17 protein-coding genes and 1 tRNA gene are annotated in these 17,215 nt (G+C 38.0%); 14 read left to right on the forward strand and 4 right to left on the reverse strand.

Going from position 1 to position 17,215, the window contains the following annotated elements; translation table 11 throughout:
* Window positions 1-79 precede the first annotated feature (79 nt).
* The 4 genes from WC707_00645 to WC707_00660 all read left to right on the forward strand — a co-directional run bounded on the left by WC707_00645 (window position 80) and on the right by WC707_00660 (window position 6,603).
* Window positions 80-1,954: a cation-translocating P-type ATPase gene (locus WC707_00645; GenBank protein MFA6065672.1), complete on the forward strand. Its 1,875-nt coding sequence runs from the start codon at window positions 80-82 to the stop codon at window positions 1,952-1,954.
* A gap of 201 nt (window positions 1,955-2,155) precedes the next feature.
* Window positions 2,156-3,541, forward strand: a complete 1,386-nt coding sequence (locus WC707_00650; protein ID MFA6065673.1) for a hypothetical protein — start codon at window positions 2,156-2,158, stop codon at window positions 3,539-3,541.
* A gap of 17 nt (window positions 3,542-3,558) precedes the next feature.
* A complete protein-coding gene (locus tag WC707_00655; protein ID MFA6065674.1) occupies window positions 3,559-5,001 on the forward strand; it encodes a hypothetical protein in 1,443 nt (480 codons plus the stop codon).
* 27 nt (window positions 5,002-5,028) lie between these two features.
* Window positions 5,029-6,603 (forward strand): DnaJ domain-containing protein, encoded by a 1,575-nt coding sequence (locus WC707_00660; protein ID MFA6065675.1) that lies wholly within the window; start codon window positions 5,029-5,031, stop codon window positions 6,601-6,603.
* Between the two features lie 4 nt (window positions 6,604-6,607).
* Here the strand turns inward: WC707_00660 and WC707_00665 are convergent, their stop codons facing one another.
* Window positions 6,608-8,527 (reverse strand): hypothetical protein, encoded by a 1,920-nt coding sequence (locus WC707_00665; GenBank protein ID MFA6065676.1) that lies wholly within the window; start codon window positions 8,525-8,527, stop codon window positions 6,608-6,610.
* A 119-nt stretch (window positions 8,528-8,646) separates the two neighbouring features.
* On the opposite strand from WC707_00665, the gene WC707_00670 reads away from it, so the two are divergent.
* From WC707_00670 to WC707_00680, 3 genes are all read left to right on the forward strand, one after another.
* Window positions 8,647-9,144, forward strand: coding sequence for a MepB family protein (locus WC707_00670; protein ID MFA6065677.1), 498 nt, complete (start codon window positions 8,647-8,649; stop codon window positions 9,142-9,144).
* Window positions 9,145-9,253: 109 nt separating this feature from the next.
* Complete coding sequence (locus WC707_00675; GenBank protein MFA6065678.1) at window positions 9,254-9,409, forward strand: hypothetical protein; 156 nt, start codon at window positions 9,254-9,256, stop codon at window positions 9,407-9,409.
* Window positions 9,403-10,071, forward strand: a complete 669-nt coding sequence (locus WC707_00680) for a hypothetical protein (protein MFA6065679.1) — start codon at window positions 9,403-9,405, stop codon at window positions 10,069-10,071. Before WC707_00675 ends, WC707_00680 begins: the two co-directional genes overlap by 7 nt.
* A gap of 11 nt (window positions 10,072-10,082) precedes the next feature.
* Here WC707_00680 and WC707_00685 read toward each other — a convergent pair whose 3' ends face one another.
* Window positions 10,083-11,369 carry a tail fiber domain-containing protein gene (locus WC707_00685; GenBank protein ID MFA6065680.1) on the reverse strand — a complete coding sequence of 429 codons (1,287 nt, stop codon included), beginning with the start codon at window positions 11,367-11,369 and terminating at the stop codon, window positions 10,083-10,085.
* Between the two features lie 124 nt (window positions 11,370-11,493).
* Here WC707_00685 and ung point away from each other — a divergent pair, with 124 nt between their 5' ends.
* Both ung and WC707_00695 read left to right on the forward strand, forming a co-directional pair.
* Entirely contained in the window at window positions 11,494-12,201 is a 708-nt protein-coding gene (gene ung / locus WC707_00690) for a uracil-DNA glycosylase (protein MFA6065681.1), read from the forward strand.
* A 137-nt stretch (window positions 12,202-12,338) separates the two neighbouring features.
* Complete coding sequence (locus WC707_00695) at window positions 12,339-13,403, forward strand: MBL fold metallo-hydrolase (GenBank protein ID MFA6065682.1); 1,065 nt, start codon at window positions 12,339-12,341, stop codon at window positions 13,401-13,403.
* 63 nt (window positions 13,404-13,466) lie between these two features.
* Here WC707_00695 and WC707_00700 read toward each other — a convergent pair.
* A tRNA-Arg gene (locus WC707_00700) sits at window positions 13,467-13,543 on the reverse strand.
* Window positions 13,544-13,710: 167 nt separating this feature from the next.
* Here WC707_00700 and WC707_00705 point away from each other — a divergent pair.
* The 3 genes from WC707_00705 to WC707_00715 all read left to right on the forward strand — a co-directional run bounded on the left by WC707_00705 (window position 13,711) and on the right by WC707_00715 (window position 15,053).
* Window positions 13,711-14,358, forward strand: coding sequence for a macro domain-containing protein (locus tag WC707_00705; protein ID MFA6065683.1), 648 nt, complete (start codon window positions 13,711-13,713; stop codon window positions 14,356-14,358).
* A gap of 82 nt (window positions 14,359-14,440) precedes the next feature.
* A complete protein-coding gene (locus tag WC707_00710) occupies window positions 14,441-14,647 on the forward strand; it encodes a hypothetical protein (protein ID MFA6065684.1) in 207 nt (68 codons plus the stop codon).
* The gene (locus tag WC707_00715) at window positions 14,637-15,053 is read left to right on the forward strand and encodes a PIN domain-containing protein (protein MFA6065685.1); all 417 of its coding nucleotides are present in this window, start codon (window positions 14,637-14,639) and stop codon (window positions 15,051-15,053) included. Before WC707_00710 ends, WC707_00715 begins: the two co-directional genes overlap by 11 nt.
* Here WC707_00715 and WC707_00720 read toward each other — a convergent pair.
* Window positions 15,040-15,771 (reverse strand): TlyA family RNA methyltransferase, encoded by a 732-nt coding sequence (locus WC707_00720; GenBank protein ID MFA6065686.1) that lies wholly within the window; start codon window positions 15,769-15,771, stop codon window positions 15,040-15,042. The two genes, WC707_00715 and WC707_00720, sit on opposite strands and share 14 nt — an antisense overlap.
* Before the next feature lie 151 nt (window positions 15,772-15,922).
* On the opposite strand from WC707_00720, the gene WC707_00725 reads away from it, so the two are divergent.
* Window positions 15,923-16,558, forward strand: coding sequence for a hypothetical protein (locus tag WC707_00725; GenBank protein ID MFA6065687.1), 636 nt, complete (start codon window positions 15,923-15,925; stop codon window positions 16,556-16,558).
* Window positions 16,559-16,566: 8 nt separating this feature from the next.
* Window positions 16,567-17,202: a hypothetical protein gene (locus WC707_00730; protein ID MFA6065688.1), complete on the forward strand. Its 636-nt coding sequence runs from the start codon at window positions 16,567-16,569 to the stop codon at window positions 17,200-17,202.
* Window positions 17,203-17,215: the final 13 nt, after the last annotated feature.

Consider the following 17,215-nt stretch of genomic DNA (forward strand, 5'->3'; position numbering starts at 1 on the left):
AAAAGCCTCGCCTATTATTAGACATTACGATACCTTTTTATACACTAAAAGACATATGTGTTTTTGAGGGGGATAGTTTATGCATAATTGGTTAACGCTTTATTACGCGCGGTTGTATCGGCTTGATTATCTTATGTACGTTGTGAGTATTATTGCGATGTATATAGTGTCGCAAAATCTTTCTGTTCCAGCATATTTTGTATATGTACCATTGGTGCTTGCATGGTTTCCATTGGTATGGGTAGCGATTCAGGACTTACGTAAAAAACAAATTGGCACGGAATTTTTTCTTGTCTTCGCAACAATATTTGCGTTAATTGGTCACGAAGAACACGCGATTATGATTGTTCTTATTATTATGCTCATCGCGCGTTATGCAGAATTGTTTATCGAAAATCAAACAAAGCGTGCGCTTGAAAGTATTATTCGATTAATTCCAACGCATGTTATGGTGCGTAGTGGTAATGAAGAAGTGGTTATGCCCTTGCGTGATGTACAAATTGGCATGCATATTATTATAGCCACGGGAGCGCGGGTTCCGGTTGATGGTGTCGTAATCGAAGGTTGTGCATCTATCAATGAAGCTTCGTTAACCGGTGAAAGTGTGTTGCAAGAAAAGCAGGTTGGTAATTCTGTGTTTGCAGGGACGTTTGTTGAGGCAGGAAGCATTGTTATAGAAGCGCAAAAAATTAAAGAAGAAACGCTGTTTGGTAGAATGGTCGTGTTGCTGGTGCAAGCAGAAAAAGATAAAGCCGCTATAACCATATTGACTGATCGCATTGTGCAAATTTTTACGCCACTGTATTTGATTTTTATTGTTCTTATTTGGCTGATTACGCGTGACTTTGATACCGTGCTGACATTGTTAATTTTTGGGTCTCCGCTAGAGCTCGCTTTGGTAACGCCGTTAACGGTGCTTGCGGGGACTGTTGCTGCATTTAGGCATGGTATTTTGGTTAAAAGCGGGCGTGCTTTAGAAAGTCTTGCTCAAATTGATACGATAATTTTTGACAAAACGGGAACGCTCACGTTGGGGGAGCCTTCTATTGTTCATGTTCAATCATATATTTCAGATATCAGTAATAATGAGATTATACGATTGGCGGCAATGGCAGAAAAACGGTCTGATCATGTTGTTGCAAAAGCACTTGTAGCGAAAGCAAAAGAAGAACATATTGTTGTACCCTTGTCAGATAAATATACGTCTGTCGTTGGGCATGGGGTTGAAGTAGAATATCAAGGAACTCATTATTTTTTCGGCAATAAACATTTTATAGAAGCGCCGGAACATGGCAATAGCCTCATTCCATTGACGGCACCGGTATGTCTTGATGAAAAATTGCATAGTAATTTTTATCTTGCAGCGCAGGGACGGGCGTCCCACGGACGCGTATTGGGGAAAATATGTATGGCAGATGCAATACGCCCCGAGGCTAAAGATATAATTCAAGAATTATTGGTTTCTGGTATAAAAAATATCATGTTGTTGAGCGGTGATCGACAAGAAATAACTGATACCATTGCGCAGCAGCTCGATATTCACCAACGGTATGGCGGCATGTTCCCTGATCAAAAATTAACTATGCTTAAAAAAATGCAACAAGAAGGCCATGTTGTTGCCATGGTTGGCGATGGGATTAATGACGTTGCGGCACTTAAGCAGGCGCATGTGGGCATTGCCTTGGGCGCCATGGGCATGGAGCCCGCGATTGATGCCGCCGACGTGGTGCTGATGACTAATGATTTGCAGAAAATATTTTTTGTCAGAAGGTTGGCGCAAAAAGTTTTTAGAGTTATCCAGCAAAACCTTATTATTGGGTTTCTTTTTTTTCATATACTTGGCCTTGTGTTAACTCTGATGCATATTGTTACACCTACCCAAGCCGCCTTCGCCCATGCTATTTCTGATATTTTTATTGTCATTAATGCTAGTCGTCTTATTTATTTCAAATAGAAAAATTATTGCATTTTCGTCATTGTACATGTTACTCTTAACATGTAGTAAAGTACGGCTGAATCGTGTTGAATAGGTACATCCGCTCACCCTGAGTGGCGATCCGATAGGATCGATGTATCGAAGGGTTAGGAGGGCCAGATTTAAAATAGGTTTTGCTATGCTTGTAATTAATAAATAAATATATGATTAAGGGGTGGTATGAAAGCTTTGATACGTTTATTGCTCGTAGCAGCATGTGTGTTTTTCGCGTTAGATATCGTGTCTTCGATAGGTCCATCTAAGCTCTTTCGGCGCGGGGAGCGCGCATTGCAACAAGTGCCATCACAGCCAGCTTTGTGCCCACCACAAGTTCCTGGACTATTAAGTGCTGAACAGATGACCCTTTCGCCCGCATTTCAACTATCATTACAGCAGCGGCTGGCTGGCTTAAAGACGCAAAACTTCCAACCGATTATGCCATCACAGCCATTTGCACAGCATGCAGCAGCGTTCGATATGATGAAGCGTGGCGGCGGATCCACTACTACCAGTCTTTTTAGTAAAAACATGGCAAAAGCTGCAGCCCTTTCACAAAAACGCGGTTATCATTGGGATTATTCTCACGCTGATCTGAAAAAGATTGACTCTCTGAGGTCTTATGCAACAGAACTGGAAGATCAGATTAAAAAAATTCAAGTACCGGCCTTTTTAAAAGCGGGGGCTGTACCGCTTATGTATGTTGCAAAATATAGTAATCCTGATGTTATAAGAAAGATTTTTAATGAAGAGCTTTCCAATCCATCTTATGAAAAAGGAGATTCTGTATATACTGTTGGAAATATACTATATAAGCAAAATATTACATTATCCGCTTTGGCAATGGGTGTAGCTGGTAAGCTTGATATGGTTCCTCCACGTTTTCCAAAAACTGCTGAAACTCTAATCGAGGAAAAACAATGGCATATTGGAAAAAATTTAAAAGATATTGCAGTTCCTAACATGACTGAAATTGCAAAAAAGATATATTATATGAAATTTCCTATTGCTAAAAAAGGTTGGTTTGGGCGGCCTTATACGAAAGATGTATCTCTTGCGGAGATGGGGGGCAGCAATGAAAATTTCAATTATGTTGTTATGTACAACATCTTTACCATGCAGCGAGCAAAAGATATTGAGAAGCTTATTCAATTAAAAAAAGAGCAAACCTCTGATTCAGTTGAATTACAAGGACTGGATATATGCAATCAGAAAGTTGATGAAGTGTATAAAACAGCTGAATCCAATATGCAAAGTGCAATTCAAGATATTTTGGAAAAAAATAAGAAATTTGATCCACAAATATATGCCGCAATTAATAGATATGTACAAGATGAAAATTTTAAGGATCCCGTAGATCAAGAGTACTTTGATAGTCTTTCGGCATCACAATTTACGAAAGAGCAAGAAAAGAAAATAAAAAAATACGTAGAAGAGGTTGAGGATGTCATTAATAAATGGCAATCTGAGTTGAATGCGACCTTCCCTCATGGGAAGCCAAAGATAATCGAACACAAGACGCGTCAAGACGAAGAAATGCTTCTTTATGGAGTGAGTCGAGGCAATTAAAAAGATGAGGGATGGATATGAAAAGGCTGATGCGTTTATTGCTTGTAACGGCATGTGTGTTTTTCACGTTAGATATCGTGTCTTCGATAGGTCCATCTAAGCTCTTTCGGCGCGGGGAGCGCGCATTGCAACAAGTGCCATCACAGCCGGCTTTTTGCCCACCACAAGTCCCTGGGCTATCAACTACAGAACGGATGGCCTTTTCGCCCGCATTTCAACTATCATTACAGCAGCGGCTGGCTGGGTTAAAGACGCAAAACTTCCAACCTATTATGCCAATAGCACCATCATTCGCATCACAAGCGAGAGCGTTTGATATGATGAAGTGCGGTGGTGCATCTACTTTTCAGCAAAGCCCCACATTAACTAATTTTTTTAAGATGGCAAAAACTGCAGCTCCACAAAAACGCGGCTATGCTACTTATCCCATGAACATCCCGGTCGACATTAAGGAGCCAATGCTTGTTTATGAAACGTACCCTGCAATAAAAGCTCAAGCTGCAAAAATTGAAGTGCCAGAATTTTTAAAAACAGGAGATAAGGCGAGTGTACCACTTAAGTATGTTGCTCAATATATAAATTCTGGTTCGAACCTTTATCAATATATTGATAAGTTGCTGAGAAGACCATATGGCTTTACTGGTCATGACAAATATACTTTAGCGATGTATAATCGCGCTTATGATGAACATATTGCATTATCCGTTCTTGCGACGTACATAATTGGTGACTTAGAAGTTGACTCTCCTTTTAGCTATTCTGCAAATACATATAATGAAGGCGGATGGCGAATTAAGATAAGTCTAAAAAATATTGTTGTGCCTGATTTTACTCAAGTAATACATGAGTTGTATCACATGAAATTCCCTATCACTAAGAAGACAGGTTGGTTTAGAACCTCTACGGAAAATATATCGCTTGCAGATATGGGAGCAGATGAACTATTAAGTTCTGCTGTTATATTAAATGGCATTGTAAAGAAGCGAGTTGAGCTTATTGAGGAACTTGTTGCATTAAAAAGAAGCACAATAACTGATCCCGTTGAATTACAAAATCTAACTGAATGCAATCACATTATTAATTCTATACTATCTCAAGCTAGATCTCGTGAAACATGGTTGAAGCAAGATAGTATGGAAAGAAATACAGCAATTGATCCACAAATATATGAGGCACTTGAGAGTCATATAGCAAGCCGCAATTTTGAAAATCCTGTAGATAACAGTTACTTTGATCGTCTAACATCATCAAAATTTACATCAACAGAAGAAGAAAAAATAAAAGGTTATGTAGAAAAAATTGAGGGTGTCGCGCGTAAATGGAGAAATGAAATAAAAAAAGTCTATCCTGAGGGCGAATCAGAAAGGCGTATATACAGAGAGATATCGGAACATGACGAATCAGGGGCACTTAATCCAGCAGAATATGACTATTCAGAGGATGTAAAATATTTTTTATAAATCGGTAAAATAAAAAACGGTGATGATATGAAAAGCTTGGTGCGTTTATTGCTCGTAGCAATATGTGGTCTTTTTACCTTAGATATCGTATCTTCGAGAGCTACATCGAGGTTTTTTAAACGTGGAGGGCGTGCATTGCAAGAAGTGCCATCGCAGTCTGCTTTGTGCCCACGACAACAGATTTCAGGATTGTCCGTTGCGCAACAAATGACCCTTTCGCCGTTATTGCAGCAACGAGTATCTGGATTACAGCTAAAAAAAATAAGCCCCATTATGCCGTTAACGCCATCATTTATATCGCAGGCACAAGCATTGACTATGATGCAACAATGTCGTGCAAATTATCAGAATATTTTTGCTTCCCCTTTTTTACAAAAGCGCAGCTATTCTACTGAAGGTGAATCAGAACCACAAAAAGCACAGATTCCCAAAGAAACATATCAAGAAATATATCAGGATGTTGTGCAATCTCAGCTTGAAAAAATTACAGCGCCGACATTTTTAAAAACGGGCACCGTACGACTTGAGGACGTCATGCAATCTATTCCTGATGGTGAGAAAGTTCTGCGAGAATTATTGAGCAATATGTTTGGTAAAGAGATAACTTCTAGCCGCACAGAAGCTTATCGACAGCTCAAAGCATTATACGCCATTGCTCGTTACGTTTCTGGCGGGCCCGTTGATGTTAGATCCCCTTTTGAAAAGCCCTTAACGTTAAAAAATGTTATGAATATCAACAAATGGAGTATTGACCCCGCTTTATTTGAAATAGATTTGAGCAAAATAGAAAATGAAATCTATCACATGAAATTATTGCCCGTTATTAAACAGGGTTGGATATGGAAGTATACAGAAAAAGCATCTCTTGCGGATGCAGATTCATCAGGTTTTATTTTAATCCTAGGGAAAGATTCTTCGGTACTCAACTCTGTCATATTAAATAGTCTTGCAGAGAAACGAACGGAACAAGTTAAAAAACTTATTGCATTCAAAAGAAAACAAACAACAGATCCACAACAATTGCGCTATTTAGATATATGTGAAGCTATAGTTGATGAAATACGTATATTGGCTGAACAGGATCGGTTGCAGGCGATTAATGAACGGAAAAAAAGTACTATTGATCCAAAAATATATGATATGATCCGTGATTATATAGAGAAAAATTATTATACGGGTCTAATAAATCCCGTTTTTGATGCGGGGATGACAGAAAAAATTATCACAGCACAACAAAAAGAAGAAATAAAAAAGTATGTGCAAGTGCTTGATCAAATTGCGCAAGAATGGGCGCATGAAGTAGAATTCTTGTTACGAGAAGGATCTCGAGACACTGCATCAAAAGCTAGTCTGGAACGGCAACGCAAAATAGACAGCACCAAGAGACCTCAATTTAGTAAGGAAGAAGTGTACGGTGCTTTGGATCTTAGTTCGGATGCTACACCTCGACAGATATTGGGAATAAAAGAAGGGGCAAGCAAAGCTGAAATTAAGAAAGCACAATTAACGCTATTGAAACAATGGCACCCTGATGTTAATAAAAAACCTATTGCGACTGAAGTTTTCAAGTTAATTTCAGAAGCTGGCAAGAAGCTATTATAATTTTTTATGTTAAATAATTAAACTCGCCGTTGAGAATAACGCTGCGAGCGCGATTGAACATGTATTGATGTCCATTTGGGTTGGGATGATACGTGTCATTGCGTAACATGCCAAATGTCCACGGATAACTCATGTCAATAAAATAAACGGGTAGCCCATACTCTGTTCTTAATCGTCTGCAGATACTTCTTTGTATATCAAACCAGCATTGTCGCCTTCTTTCCATTCCGCTACTGAGAGGAGTTATAACGGAGTAATCTGGTATTGTTGGAGAAACGAGAAATGTTGTGTTGCAGTTTGGGTTATTTATATTGAATCCTGCAAGCCACGCAATATATCCCGTTGCTGTTGAGCTGGCATTATAATTAATTAAAATAGTATGGGGTGCATTGCTTCCTGTGTCATATACAAATAATACATCATTAATATCGCCCCCAAGTTGTGTAACTGGACTATTATGTGTTACTTGTTGAGCGACAACAATGGGCGTTCCATCGATAGTTACATCCCAAAAAATAGTATTACTCACGCAGGGCATAGCAATGCAAACAAATTGCCCAGTGACGGTTGCTGTTAATGTTGAGTTTGCGGTTGATGTTTGGAGTCCCCATAGGCCCAGAATAGGTGTAGTAGTCCAAACGCCGGTTGTACTTGCATCGCGAGCATTTACTTTTTGGCTATCCGGTAGGCAAGTGAACATGACCATAGTTTCTGTTGTTCTTCTAAATTCATCAAATATATTATCATTTGCAGGTCCATAACCGATATCATTGGTGCCAAATGCTTGAAAATTAGTTACGTTTGTTCCTGGCGGATACGTTGTATATATTTGCTGTATGCTATCATTTATCATAGTTCCATTAGAAGCATACATATTTTCGGTAGAGCCAAAATAATTACATAAAAGGTTTGGCCACCGTTCGCTTGGTAAAACAAATGCTCCAAATGCAAAAGAATCGCCATAAATGTTGACGGTGCCGGCCATTGCTGCGGTGAGCGGTGCGTAAGCTGGTACGTAATTTGCAAAAATTGCGGTGTTCATGCTGCCTGTATTTGAAAGTGTCATGTTATTGCCTGTAATGCTTCCTGTTACATTCAAGTTGCCACCAATGTTTGCATTCCCTGCTACCGCCAACGTATTGCTTGATAATGACGAGTTAGAAGTAATGCTGCCAGCGGTAAGATTATTAATGATGTTTGCACTGTTGCCAGCAATACCTCCTGTTACATTCAAGTTGCCGCCAATATTTGCATTCCCTGCTACCGCCAACGTATTACTTGATAATGACGAATTAGAAGTAATGCTGCCAGCAGTAAGATTATTGGTGATGTTTGCACTGTTGCCAGCAATACTACCTGTTACATTCAAGTTGCCGCCAATATTTGCATTCCCTGCTACTGCTAACGTATTGCTTGATAATGACGAGTTAGAAGTAATGCTGCCAGCGGTAAGATTATTAATGATGTTTGCACTGTTGCCAGCAATACTACCTGTTACGTTCAAGTTGCCACCAATATCTGCATTCCCTGCTACTGCCAACGTATTGCTGGATAATGAAGAATTAGATGTGATGCTGCCAGCAGTGAGATTATTGGTAATGTTTGCGCTATCCGCTGAAAGATTACCCGTTATTTGTAGGTTGCCATTGATAATGGTAAGTCCTGAGATGATTAAGTTATTGGTGGTTATTGAGTTTGATGTAATATTGTCGGCTGTTAATGAGTGACCGACTGTTGCATTCCCCTCTATAGTAGCATCATCCAGAACGGTTAATTTTCTGGCTATTAATTGATTATTGACAACAAGATTCCAAAATTTTTTTAGCATACGTGTGTGAGTCAGAATATCATTTTCTTCGTGATATTCAGTTGCTCCAAGAGTAATTAGGTGAAGGGTGAAAAATAGCAAAAATATTTGTTTCATAGTGACATCTTTTTTGTTAAAAAAATTATTTACATGTAATGTAGTATGCTGCGCGATCACCTGTCTATGGATGGGCGTTTTTATTAAAATAATAGTAACTTACCTATGAAAGTGTAAATATGATTCACCCAGATCTTCTTGCCGTGCAAAAGCTTGCGTATATACCGAGCGGTTTAATGTGCACAGATATTGTTCAAGAAGCAGAAAGTCAAGAATATGGGGCATGCGAATTTACCATGAACAACAAGCGCATAAAGTTTAGGGTGAGTAAAATTACGCCAACAAAAATTGGCCAGTTTGTTACGCTCTGGAAGCGTAGTAGCGCTGGGCCTATAGCCCCCTATGATATGGCAGACGCAATCGATTTTTTTGTGGTGAGCGTACGTACTGCTGAACATTTTGGCCAATTTGTTTTCCCTAAGTACGTTTTGCATGAGCATGGTTTTGTTTCTCAGTATGGCAAGGGCGGCAAGCGCGCCATGCGCGTGTATCCACCATGGGATGTAACTGATAGCGCACAGGCTCAGAAAACCCAATCATGGCAAGTTAGGTATTTTTTTGAAATTGATCAAAATGGATCTATTGATACTGCCAAAATTCAGAAACTATTTTTGTAAAATTTGTTGGGGTTTTCGTTAATTTTTTAGCAGTATAACGGCTTATTTTAATGCATTATTCTGTTATAATTAAACAGTATGAGAATATATTTAAATTTAAGGATAATATATGGCAATAATCAAATTATCAAAAAATATGATTATTGAAGCAAAAATAATGAGACTTATTGAAGAAAATCCCGATCTAACGTATGAATTTATTAAGAATATTCTTATAGCTCAGCAAGAGGCCATCGCTAACAAATTTGAGAAATACGCATGTTAAATATTTTGCATGAAAAACAAGAGCATAGTACGTATAATTTATGGTTTTTGTGTTTTTTTAAAGATAAAATGAATTTTTTTCTATTTTTGGCTATTTTTCCATATAACACTTTAAATGCTGGTTCTCCGAGTGATGAGAGCTTATTGTATATAAATAAATCGGTTCAGGAGATGGCAAAAAAATTTGATATGAACGCTCCTAAAATCTTTTTACAGACAACTTTGAGGACTCAAGAAGGTAGCGAGAGGCCACGGCGACGAGATATGAGTCTTATATTTGGCAATTTATTTATAGGAGATTATTTATGGGAGCACTTGACTGACGAGGAATTAGAATTTTTAATAGCACGAGAGTTTGTTCATTGTTATCACTGGCATAGGTTAAAAAAAATATTTTTTATATGCGCTGTTTGTTGTATTGATTATTGTCTTTTAGATAGAAATAACGGTTTATTAAGTCAAGGTAAAGATTGTCAAGAAATGGCTGCCGGGCTTTTATTGTTTGAATTGCTTATGTATATAAGATTTGTAATAAATCAGGAACGCTTTGCTGATAAAGAAGCATTAAAAACAACTCAGAATCCACAAGCTTTTGAAAGTGCTTATAAAAAAACGTATCCTAAGTGGTTGCAAGTGTTTTTTGCTATGGTTCCGTTTGAGTGATGCAAAAGATATTATAGCTTGGCAAGAGGCTGTACTTTCTTTTTAACTTCTGTAATAAGTTGGCCAACTATTTGTAAAAGTTCTTTATTGCTTATTTCGAGTTGTGCAATGCGGGCGTGGTCTTTTTGCCATTCATTTAAAAGCATTATTGGTAAGTATTGGTACTGTATAGTTTCTGGCAGGCCTTCATTATTTTTAACAACAATGTTGGGATAAATGTCTTCTACTTCTTCAGCAATAAGGCCGTATTCAAGATGGTTATCATTTTCATGTGTAATATAATTGAACGTAACTGGATGTAATGTATATAAATTTTCTGTTGCGTCGCCCATATCTTGAATATTACGTTTTACTCGTCGCGATGAGGATACCGTTCCTAGCTGATTAGCTGAATCAACGAGTACCGGTATAGCAGCATTACTTGTTGTAACGCCATGAATTCCACCAATGTAACAAGAAGTGCCGCTTGTTACGCCTATATGTATTTGGCCATTAACTGAACCGGGCGATTCAAGTGCGCCTATTATAATGGAGTTGCTGGCATTATAATTGTTTGGGCTGCCGCCGGCGTTTAATCCAATGATAACGTTATTTGATCCTGTGGTAAGCGAAAGAGCAGCATTATTTCCGACTGCTGTATTGCCGGTCCCCGTATCGTTGTTGAATAGAGAAAATGTGCCAATGGCTGTATTATTGTCGGCTGCAACGCTATTTTGAAGAGAAGATACTCCAACGGCGGTATTGCTGTTGCCGATGGTGTTATTTTGCAGTGCAGATGTGCCAATTGCGGTATTCGCACTACCCGTAGTATCACTTTGAAGGGAAATTGATCCAACTGACGTGTTATTATTTCCAGAAGTTAGATTTAATAATGTTTCTGTTCCGACGCCTGCATTTCCATTGCCAGTTAACGTAAAATTACCGGCATCTGTACCTAAAAAGGTGTTCGATGTTCCATAAGCGTGCATAAATGGATTTGTTGCAAGAACTATTTGCCCACACGTAGCTGTTGTTGCGGGTAAATTCAGTACACAAGTATCCACTGATTCGGTATCTATGCAGGATGTTGTTAAACAACTATTAAAATTTAAATTGCCGTTTACGGTGAGATTGTTGAGTGTGGTATCCTGATATACCCTTAAGTTGTTTGTTGTTACATTTTTTTCGACGAGCAGAGAATAGAGTATTTTGAGTTTTCGTCGTGTGCGCGTTATAGGCTCATTTTGATCGTGGTTTCCGTAAGTGTTTAAACAAATAATGCTGAACAGAATGTGGTAAAAATAGGAAGATTGCTTCATTAAAAATTCCCTCAGGTACACAGGCTATATTTTTTAATTATTAATTAAAATTTATTATATGCGTCAAGAAATAGCTTTAATGCATTTGACAAGCTACATAAATAGGGACAAAATGATCCCTATTATGAAAACAATGACACCACAACAACAACAATTTTTTGCAGCATTGCCTGCTTCTTGGAAAACGCCGCTCGCAACTGTTTGTCATACAGCAGAGATTGAAGCATTAGTGGAGTATTTACAGCTACGTGAAGCAGCTGGTGCAACAATATATCCGGCAAAAAAAAATATATTTGCGGCATTGCGCGAAACACCGTTTGATAAAGTTAGTGTCGTTATTGTGGGTCAAGATCCTTATCATGGCCCTGGTCAAGCACATGGATTAAGTTTTAGCGTACCGCTAGGCGTCCGCATCCCACCATCTTTACGCAATATTTTTAAAGAACTTCACAAAGACATTGGTGTGGCTATTCCTCATAATGGTACGTTAACTGGTTGGGCGCAACAAGGCGTGTTATTGCTGAATGCCATTTTAACCGTTGAAGAGGGCAAACCAGCAAGCCATGCAGGAAAAGGGTGGGAAATTTTTACTGATGCTATTATTGAGCAATTGCTTAAGCGAGATCATCCAACGGTCTTCATGTTGTGGGGTGCTTATGCCCAAAAAAAAATGCAACATCTACATATTCATATGGATCCATCGCGGCATTTAATCTTAAAAGCCGCTCATCCGTCCCCATTGTCAGTAACTGGTTTTTTGGGATGCCGCCATTTTTCACAAGCAAATGCTTTTTTACAACAACATAATCTACCGGAAATTAACTGGGGCTGACCTGTCTCCTGATCAGCATTTCACTACATTTATTGCCAGGTAAATGCAATTTGACAATAAGATTAAAATATGATTTACTATTAAAGATAATATATTTAAAATAATTTTACTTTATAAAAATATTTGTGAAAGACGTTATGAACATAAAATTATTTTTATTACTGCTTTCAATGTTATTAACTGGACATATAGTCGATGCGCATAAGTGTATAGATGTAATACAAAGCCAGTGTCATAAGCATGACATTGAACCATTGATCAAAAATAAACGCTTTTTTAATAATCATGCAGAAGATAGATTTAAGCATATACTTGATGCAGCAAAGATTTTTTGGGCAACAAAAACTTCATTTAAAAAATATTTTACGGATAATCCAGCACGTTGGATCCAACGTGATATGGTACTGCAAAAATCGGTTCCTTTGCAACTGCAATGGATTGGGCATGCATCATTCCTCATCCAAGTAAATGAATTTAATATTCTTACTGATCCAATATTTTACGATCTGAATGCTGTGTTATATCCACGCAAAACGCCTGTGGGTATCGAGCCAAGAAATTTGCCTCAAATAGACTTTGTAGTTATTTCTCATAATCATAGAGATCATTTAGATGAAGCTAGTATGAATATTCTTAAATCTCATCAACCTATTATGCTGGTTCCGCAAGGTACGAAAGCTTGGTTTACCAGTCGTGGGTTTGAACATGTTATAGAAAATATCTGGTGGCAGATGACTACGTTCGATCGTAATGGTTATACCATAAAATTTACTTTTGTTCCTGCGGTACATTGGTCTGGACGAGATCCGTTTGATGCGCATGCCTCATTATGGGGTGGGTGGATGATCAAGGCGAATAATAAAACAGTATACTTTGCTGGTGATACTGGGTTTAATGAACCGATTTTTAAAGCTATTACAGACTATGCAAGAACTATTGATTGTGCATTGTTACCCATAGGACCATGTGAACCACGCTCTCTTATGTGTCATTCTCATATGGGGCCTGAGGATGCTGTTGCGGCATGTAAAATTCTCAATGCACAAGTATGTATACCAATGCATTGGGGAACTTTTGGATTGGGCCCAGACTCATTTGATACGCCAATTAAACGGTTGGATATAGCATGGAAAGCGCATGTTTCTGCCGAGTCTCAAGACAAATTATACAAAATTAAGTTTGGTGAACGAATCAGCGTTTAATATAAATTTAGAATACAGCCCTTAAAGAAGCGGGATGTCGGGCGTAGCTCGAAGAGCGAAGCTTGGTGTGCCCGGCGGGACTCGAACCTGCAACCTACGGATTCGAAGTCCGGCGCTCTGTCCAATTGAGCTACGGGCACATATAGTATGTCAAAAAAGTACCATATATTTAGATAAAAAGCCAGTCCCTTATGATATTATTACACAAAATAGTAATTCAATTTGAAAAAATATACAATTGTAATTGCGAGTTTTTACACATTTTGTTATGCTTACATAAGTATTAAACAGTAACTACGAGGTTTTTATGAAAAAATATGCAATTTTTTTTTGCGCACTATATTGTGCGATAATGTTGTCTAACAATACTGATAGAGCTATCGGTTCTTTTATAGCGGGGACAAATACAGGTATATGGTTTAAAAAAGGAGATATTACGCACAGCAAGCACGAGGCTATCGTGAATGCTGCAAACGAACAGCTTGCTCATGGTGCTGGCGTGTGTGGAGCAATTTTTGCGGCAGCAGGAGCTGATGAGCTACAAAAAGAGTGCGATGCTTATCCTGTTATAGATAATAATGTCCGTTGCCCGGTTGGACAAGCGCGAGTGACATCAAGCTGCAACTTAAAAAAACAGGGAATTCAATGCATTATACATGCCGTTGGCCCTGACTGTAGAATTATTAAAGATACAAAAAAGCAGGATGCATTGTTGCGAGACGCTTATTATAATTCTTTGTTGTTGGCGGATGAGCAGCACGTTACGTCTATCGCGTTCCCTTTTATTAGTTCCGCAATTTACGCTTTTCCAAAAGAACGTGCTGCTCAGATAGCAGTAGATACTGTTAGAGAATATATATGTGCACATAGAAAAACATGTGTTACGTCTGTAACGTTTATCTTGTTTTCTCAGGCAGATTTTGATTTATTTGCTCACATGCCTGTTAAAAAATAAGCTAAAAATTCTGTTAAGTTTTATTGTTTGTGGTTGCTTAATCAAGTAGACTGAGAATGCACATGATAAAGAAAGGGTTCTTATGAAAGCTATAGAGTTTACGACTAAAGCAAAAAATGGGGTTATTGAAATTCCAAAAGAATATCTTACAACGCTTCATAATGAATTTAGAGTTATTATTTTGGTTGGGCCGGAAGTTGTTGTAGATAAAAAAAGAAAGAAACTTTCATCGATCAAAATAAAAACCAAGGGTTTGGTTTTTGATCGAGATGAAGCAAATGAGCGATAAAATTTTCCTTGATACTAATACTTTGATCTACGCATATTCTGTCGATGAACCATTAAAAAAATTAGCTATCGAACAAATTATAGAAAATAATTACGATATCATTTTGAGCACGCAAGTTATCAACGAGTTTGTTAATGTTATGAGTAAGAAAAGAAAAATTCCTTTGAGCGAAATTGTTATTACTGTTGACGAACTTGTTGCTAATTTTTTTATTGTTCAAGTAACCATGCAAACTATTCAACAGGCTTTGATGCTTTCTCAAAAATATCATTACTCATACTTTGATAGTCTTATTATCTCTTCAGCGCTTGAACATGGTTGCTCAATATTATATACGGAAGATATGCATCATCAGCAGCTAATAGAAAATAAACTTTTCATTAAAAATCCATTTATGCGCGGGTAAAATAAGCTAAAAATTCTGTATTACCCTGCGTGCCTTTGATGGGGGATTCTATAACCCCATGAAAAGTAAATCCCGCTTCAATAATTCCGGCGATTACTTTATCGACAATTTTTTTATGTAGCAGCGGATCAGTGATAATCCCTTTGCGCCCAACTTCATGCTTTTCAGCTTCAAATTGGGGTTTTATGAGCGTAATGAGTTGACCATTCGGTTTGAGCAATTGTTTGACGACAGGTATAACTTTTAAGAGAGATATAAATGACAAGTCAAGCGTTGCGAGATCAACTTGTTCTGGCAGTGATTCAAGATGTCGTAAATTAGTTTTTTCCATGACAATAACGTTGGGGTGCTGGCGAATTTTTTCATGCACCTGTCCATGCCCAACATCAACCCCATATACCCTTGCCGCTCCTTTTTGTAATAAGCAATCGCTGAACCCCCCAGTGGAAAGCCCTGCATCAAGTATAACCAGTCCGTTAACATCGATGTTAAAATACTCGAGAGCTTTTTCTAATTTGAATCCTGCTCTGCAGACATAACGTGGTTCTTCATGCGTGAGAATAATCTCTGCCGTGGGTTTTACGGCGACGCCCGCTTTGGTCATCGGCTTGCCATCTACGGTAACCTTGCCTTGAACGATCCAGCTATTCAGCTGGGTTCTGCTATATTGAGGATATTGTTCTTGTAATGCTGCATCGAGCCGTTTTTTTTGTGTCATAATCTCTTAGTATATCACAATTGACGAGAAAGATATAACGCCCATTTTTTATTGATAATGCCCTCTCTGCGCTTACAATTGACGCATAACTATAATTATATAATAATAGCCCCCATGTTACATATATGTTTATTTTTTTTTGGGAGTAATTATGAAAGTAATTTTTAATATAATACCGTTGCTATTTCTTGTGCCTGCGCAGGCTATGCAGCTTACGCGTTTGGTGAAGACCGCGAGCAACAATGCCGTATATAATCGAGCATTTTGCACTCACTCATTTAAAAATTTTTCTCAGCAGCATCTCAATGCTCTTTTAGCCTCATCAGAAACAAGAATAGAGTTTAAAAAAATATTTAATGATTTGCATGAATGCGATAAGAGACAAGCAAAACATTTATTTTTGCGACAAAAAGATAATTATTTACAGGAAATACATAAAGAAATATCCGAGATAAAAAACCCTGAATTAAAAGATGCAATAAAATATGGCGCCGGATCGTTAGCAGGCCTTAGCTTAATAATACCAAGCATAATATTTAATATTGAGTGTATGGATGGTCTTAATGTACCTTTATTAGTTCAATTCGCTTTGTTGGCTCCAATGTTTGCGGGAACAACGCTTCCTGCCTTATTTGTTGGAGGTGGTTGTGGAGCACAAGCTCTTGAATCAATTTCTCTGGCGAAAAAACAATCAGAAATCAATGGGCATATCCGTGATAGATTATTTGAAAAACAGAAAGCTGTTCAAGAATTGTCTGAGATTTTTGAATCTAAAAAAATAAATTGAGAGAAATTATGAAACTTGTTTTTAATATAATACTTTTGTTATCTATTGTGTCTGCGCAAGCTATGCAGCTCACGCGTGTGGGGCGTATGAGCCAGGTGGTGGGCAAAAATTCGATGCATTCCAGATCATTTTGCACGCAATCGCCTGTACAATTTTTGCACAAGCATTTTGAAGAACTTATCGCTTCTCCGATAAAGCGAGCGGAATTTAAAAAAGCATTTATTAATTTTAATGAGCTTGACAAGAAAACAGTAAAAGATTTGTTTGTGTTTCATAAAAATAGTTATTTGCAAGAAAAGAATAAAGAAATAGCCGAGATAAAAAATCTGACAATCAATCAGAGGATATTGTGTGGCGTCGGATCATTGGCAAGTTTTAGTTTGGTGTCGCCTAGCGCTAGGTTGGCGGACGAAGTTGCTGGCAAATGTGCTGACTTTACTGATTCTGACATAATCGGGGTGTCTGTATTTTTTCCTATGTTTTTTGGAATCACTGCGCCTTTAGGATTAGTGTGTCTTCGTCTAGCGGTAGCAGTAATTGACGGCGAACCGCTTGATGGTGGTGTCGACTATCATCGTAAGAGATTATTTGAAAAGCAAAGCGCGATTCAAGAACTGTCGGATATTATGGAAACTAAAGAATAAATTGGGAGAGATT

It is taken from the genome of Candidatus Babeliaceae bacterium, assembly GCA_041660765.1.
GTDB lineage: Bacteria > Babelota > Babeliae > Babelales > Babelaceae > JBAZVR01.

Bases quoted from the DNA above. Each gene is read 5' to 3' on its own strand.
- WC707_00645 (MFA6065672.1), top strand. From the start codon at position 80: ATGCATAATTGGTTAACGCTTTATTACGCGCGGTTGTATCGGCTTGAT.
- WC707_00650 (MFA6065673.1), top strand. From the start codon at position 2,156: ATGAAAGCTTTGATACGTTTATTGCTCGTAGCAGCATGTGTGTTTTTC.
- WC707_00655 (MFA6065674.1), top strand. From the start codon at position 3,559: ATGAAAAGGCTGATGCGTTTATTGCTTGTAACGGCATGTGTGTTTTTC.
- WC707_00660 (MFA6065675.1), top strand. From the start codon at position 5,029: ATGAAAAGCTTGGTGCGTTTATTGCTCGTAGCAATATGTGGTCTTTTT.
- WC707_00665 (MFA6065676.1), bottom strand. From the start codon at position 8,527: ATGAAACAAATATTTTTGCTATTTTTCACCCTTCACCTAATTACTCTT.
- WC707_00670 (MFA6065677.1), top strand. From the start codon at position 8,647: ATGATTCACCCAGATCTTCTTGCCGTGCAAAAGCTTGCGTATATACCG.
- WC707_00675 (MFA6065678.1), top strand. From the start codon at position 9,254: ATGGCAATAATCAAATTATCAAAAAATATGATTATTGAAGCAAAAATA.
- WC707_00680 (MFA6065679.1), top strand. From the start codon at position 9,403: ATGTTAAATATTTTGCATGAAAAACAAGAGCATAGTACGTATAATTTA.
- WC707_00685 (MFA6065680.1), bottom strand. From the start codon at position 11,369: ATGAAGCAATCTTCCTATTTTTACCACATTCTGTTCAGCATTATTTGT.
- ung (MFA6065681.1), top strand. From the start codon at position 11,494: ATGAAAACAATGACACCACAACAACAACAATTTTTTGCAGCATTGCCT.
- WC707_00695 (MFA6065682.1), top strand. From the start codon at position 12,339: ATGAACATAAAATTATTTTTATTACTGCTTTCAATGTTATTAACTGGA.
- WC707_00705 (MFA6065683.1), top strand. From the start codon at position 13,711: ATGAAAAAATATGCAATTTTTTTTTGCGCACTATATTGTGCGATAATG.
- WC707_00710 (MFA6065684.1), top strand. From the start codon at position 14,441: ATGAAAGCTATAGAGTTTACGACTAAAGCAAAAAATGGGGTTATTGAA.
- WC707_00715 (MFA6065685.1), top strand. From the start codon at position 14,637: ATGAGCGATAAAATTTTCCTTGATACTAATACTTTGATCTACGCATAT.
- WC707_00720 (MFA6065686.1), bottom strand. From the start codon at position 15,771: ATGACACAAAAAAAACGGCTCGATGCAGCATTACAAGAACAATATCCT.
- WC707_00725 (MFA6065687.1), top strand. From the start codon at position 15,923: ATGAAAGTAATTTTTAATATAATACCGTTGCTATTTCTTGTGCCTGCG.
- WC707_00730 (MFA6065688.1), top strand. From the start codon at position 16,567: ATGAAACTTGTTTTTAATATAATACTTTTGTTATCTATTGTGTCTGCG.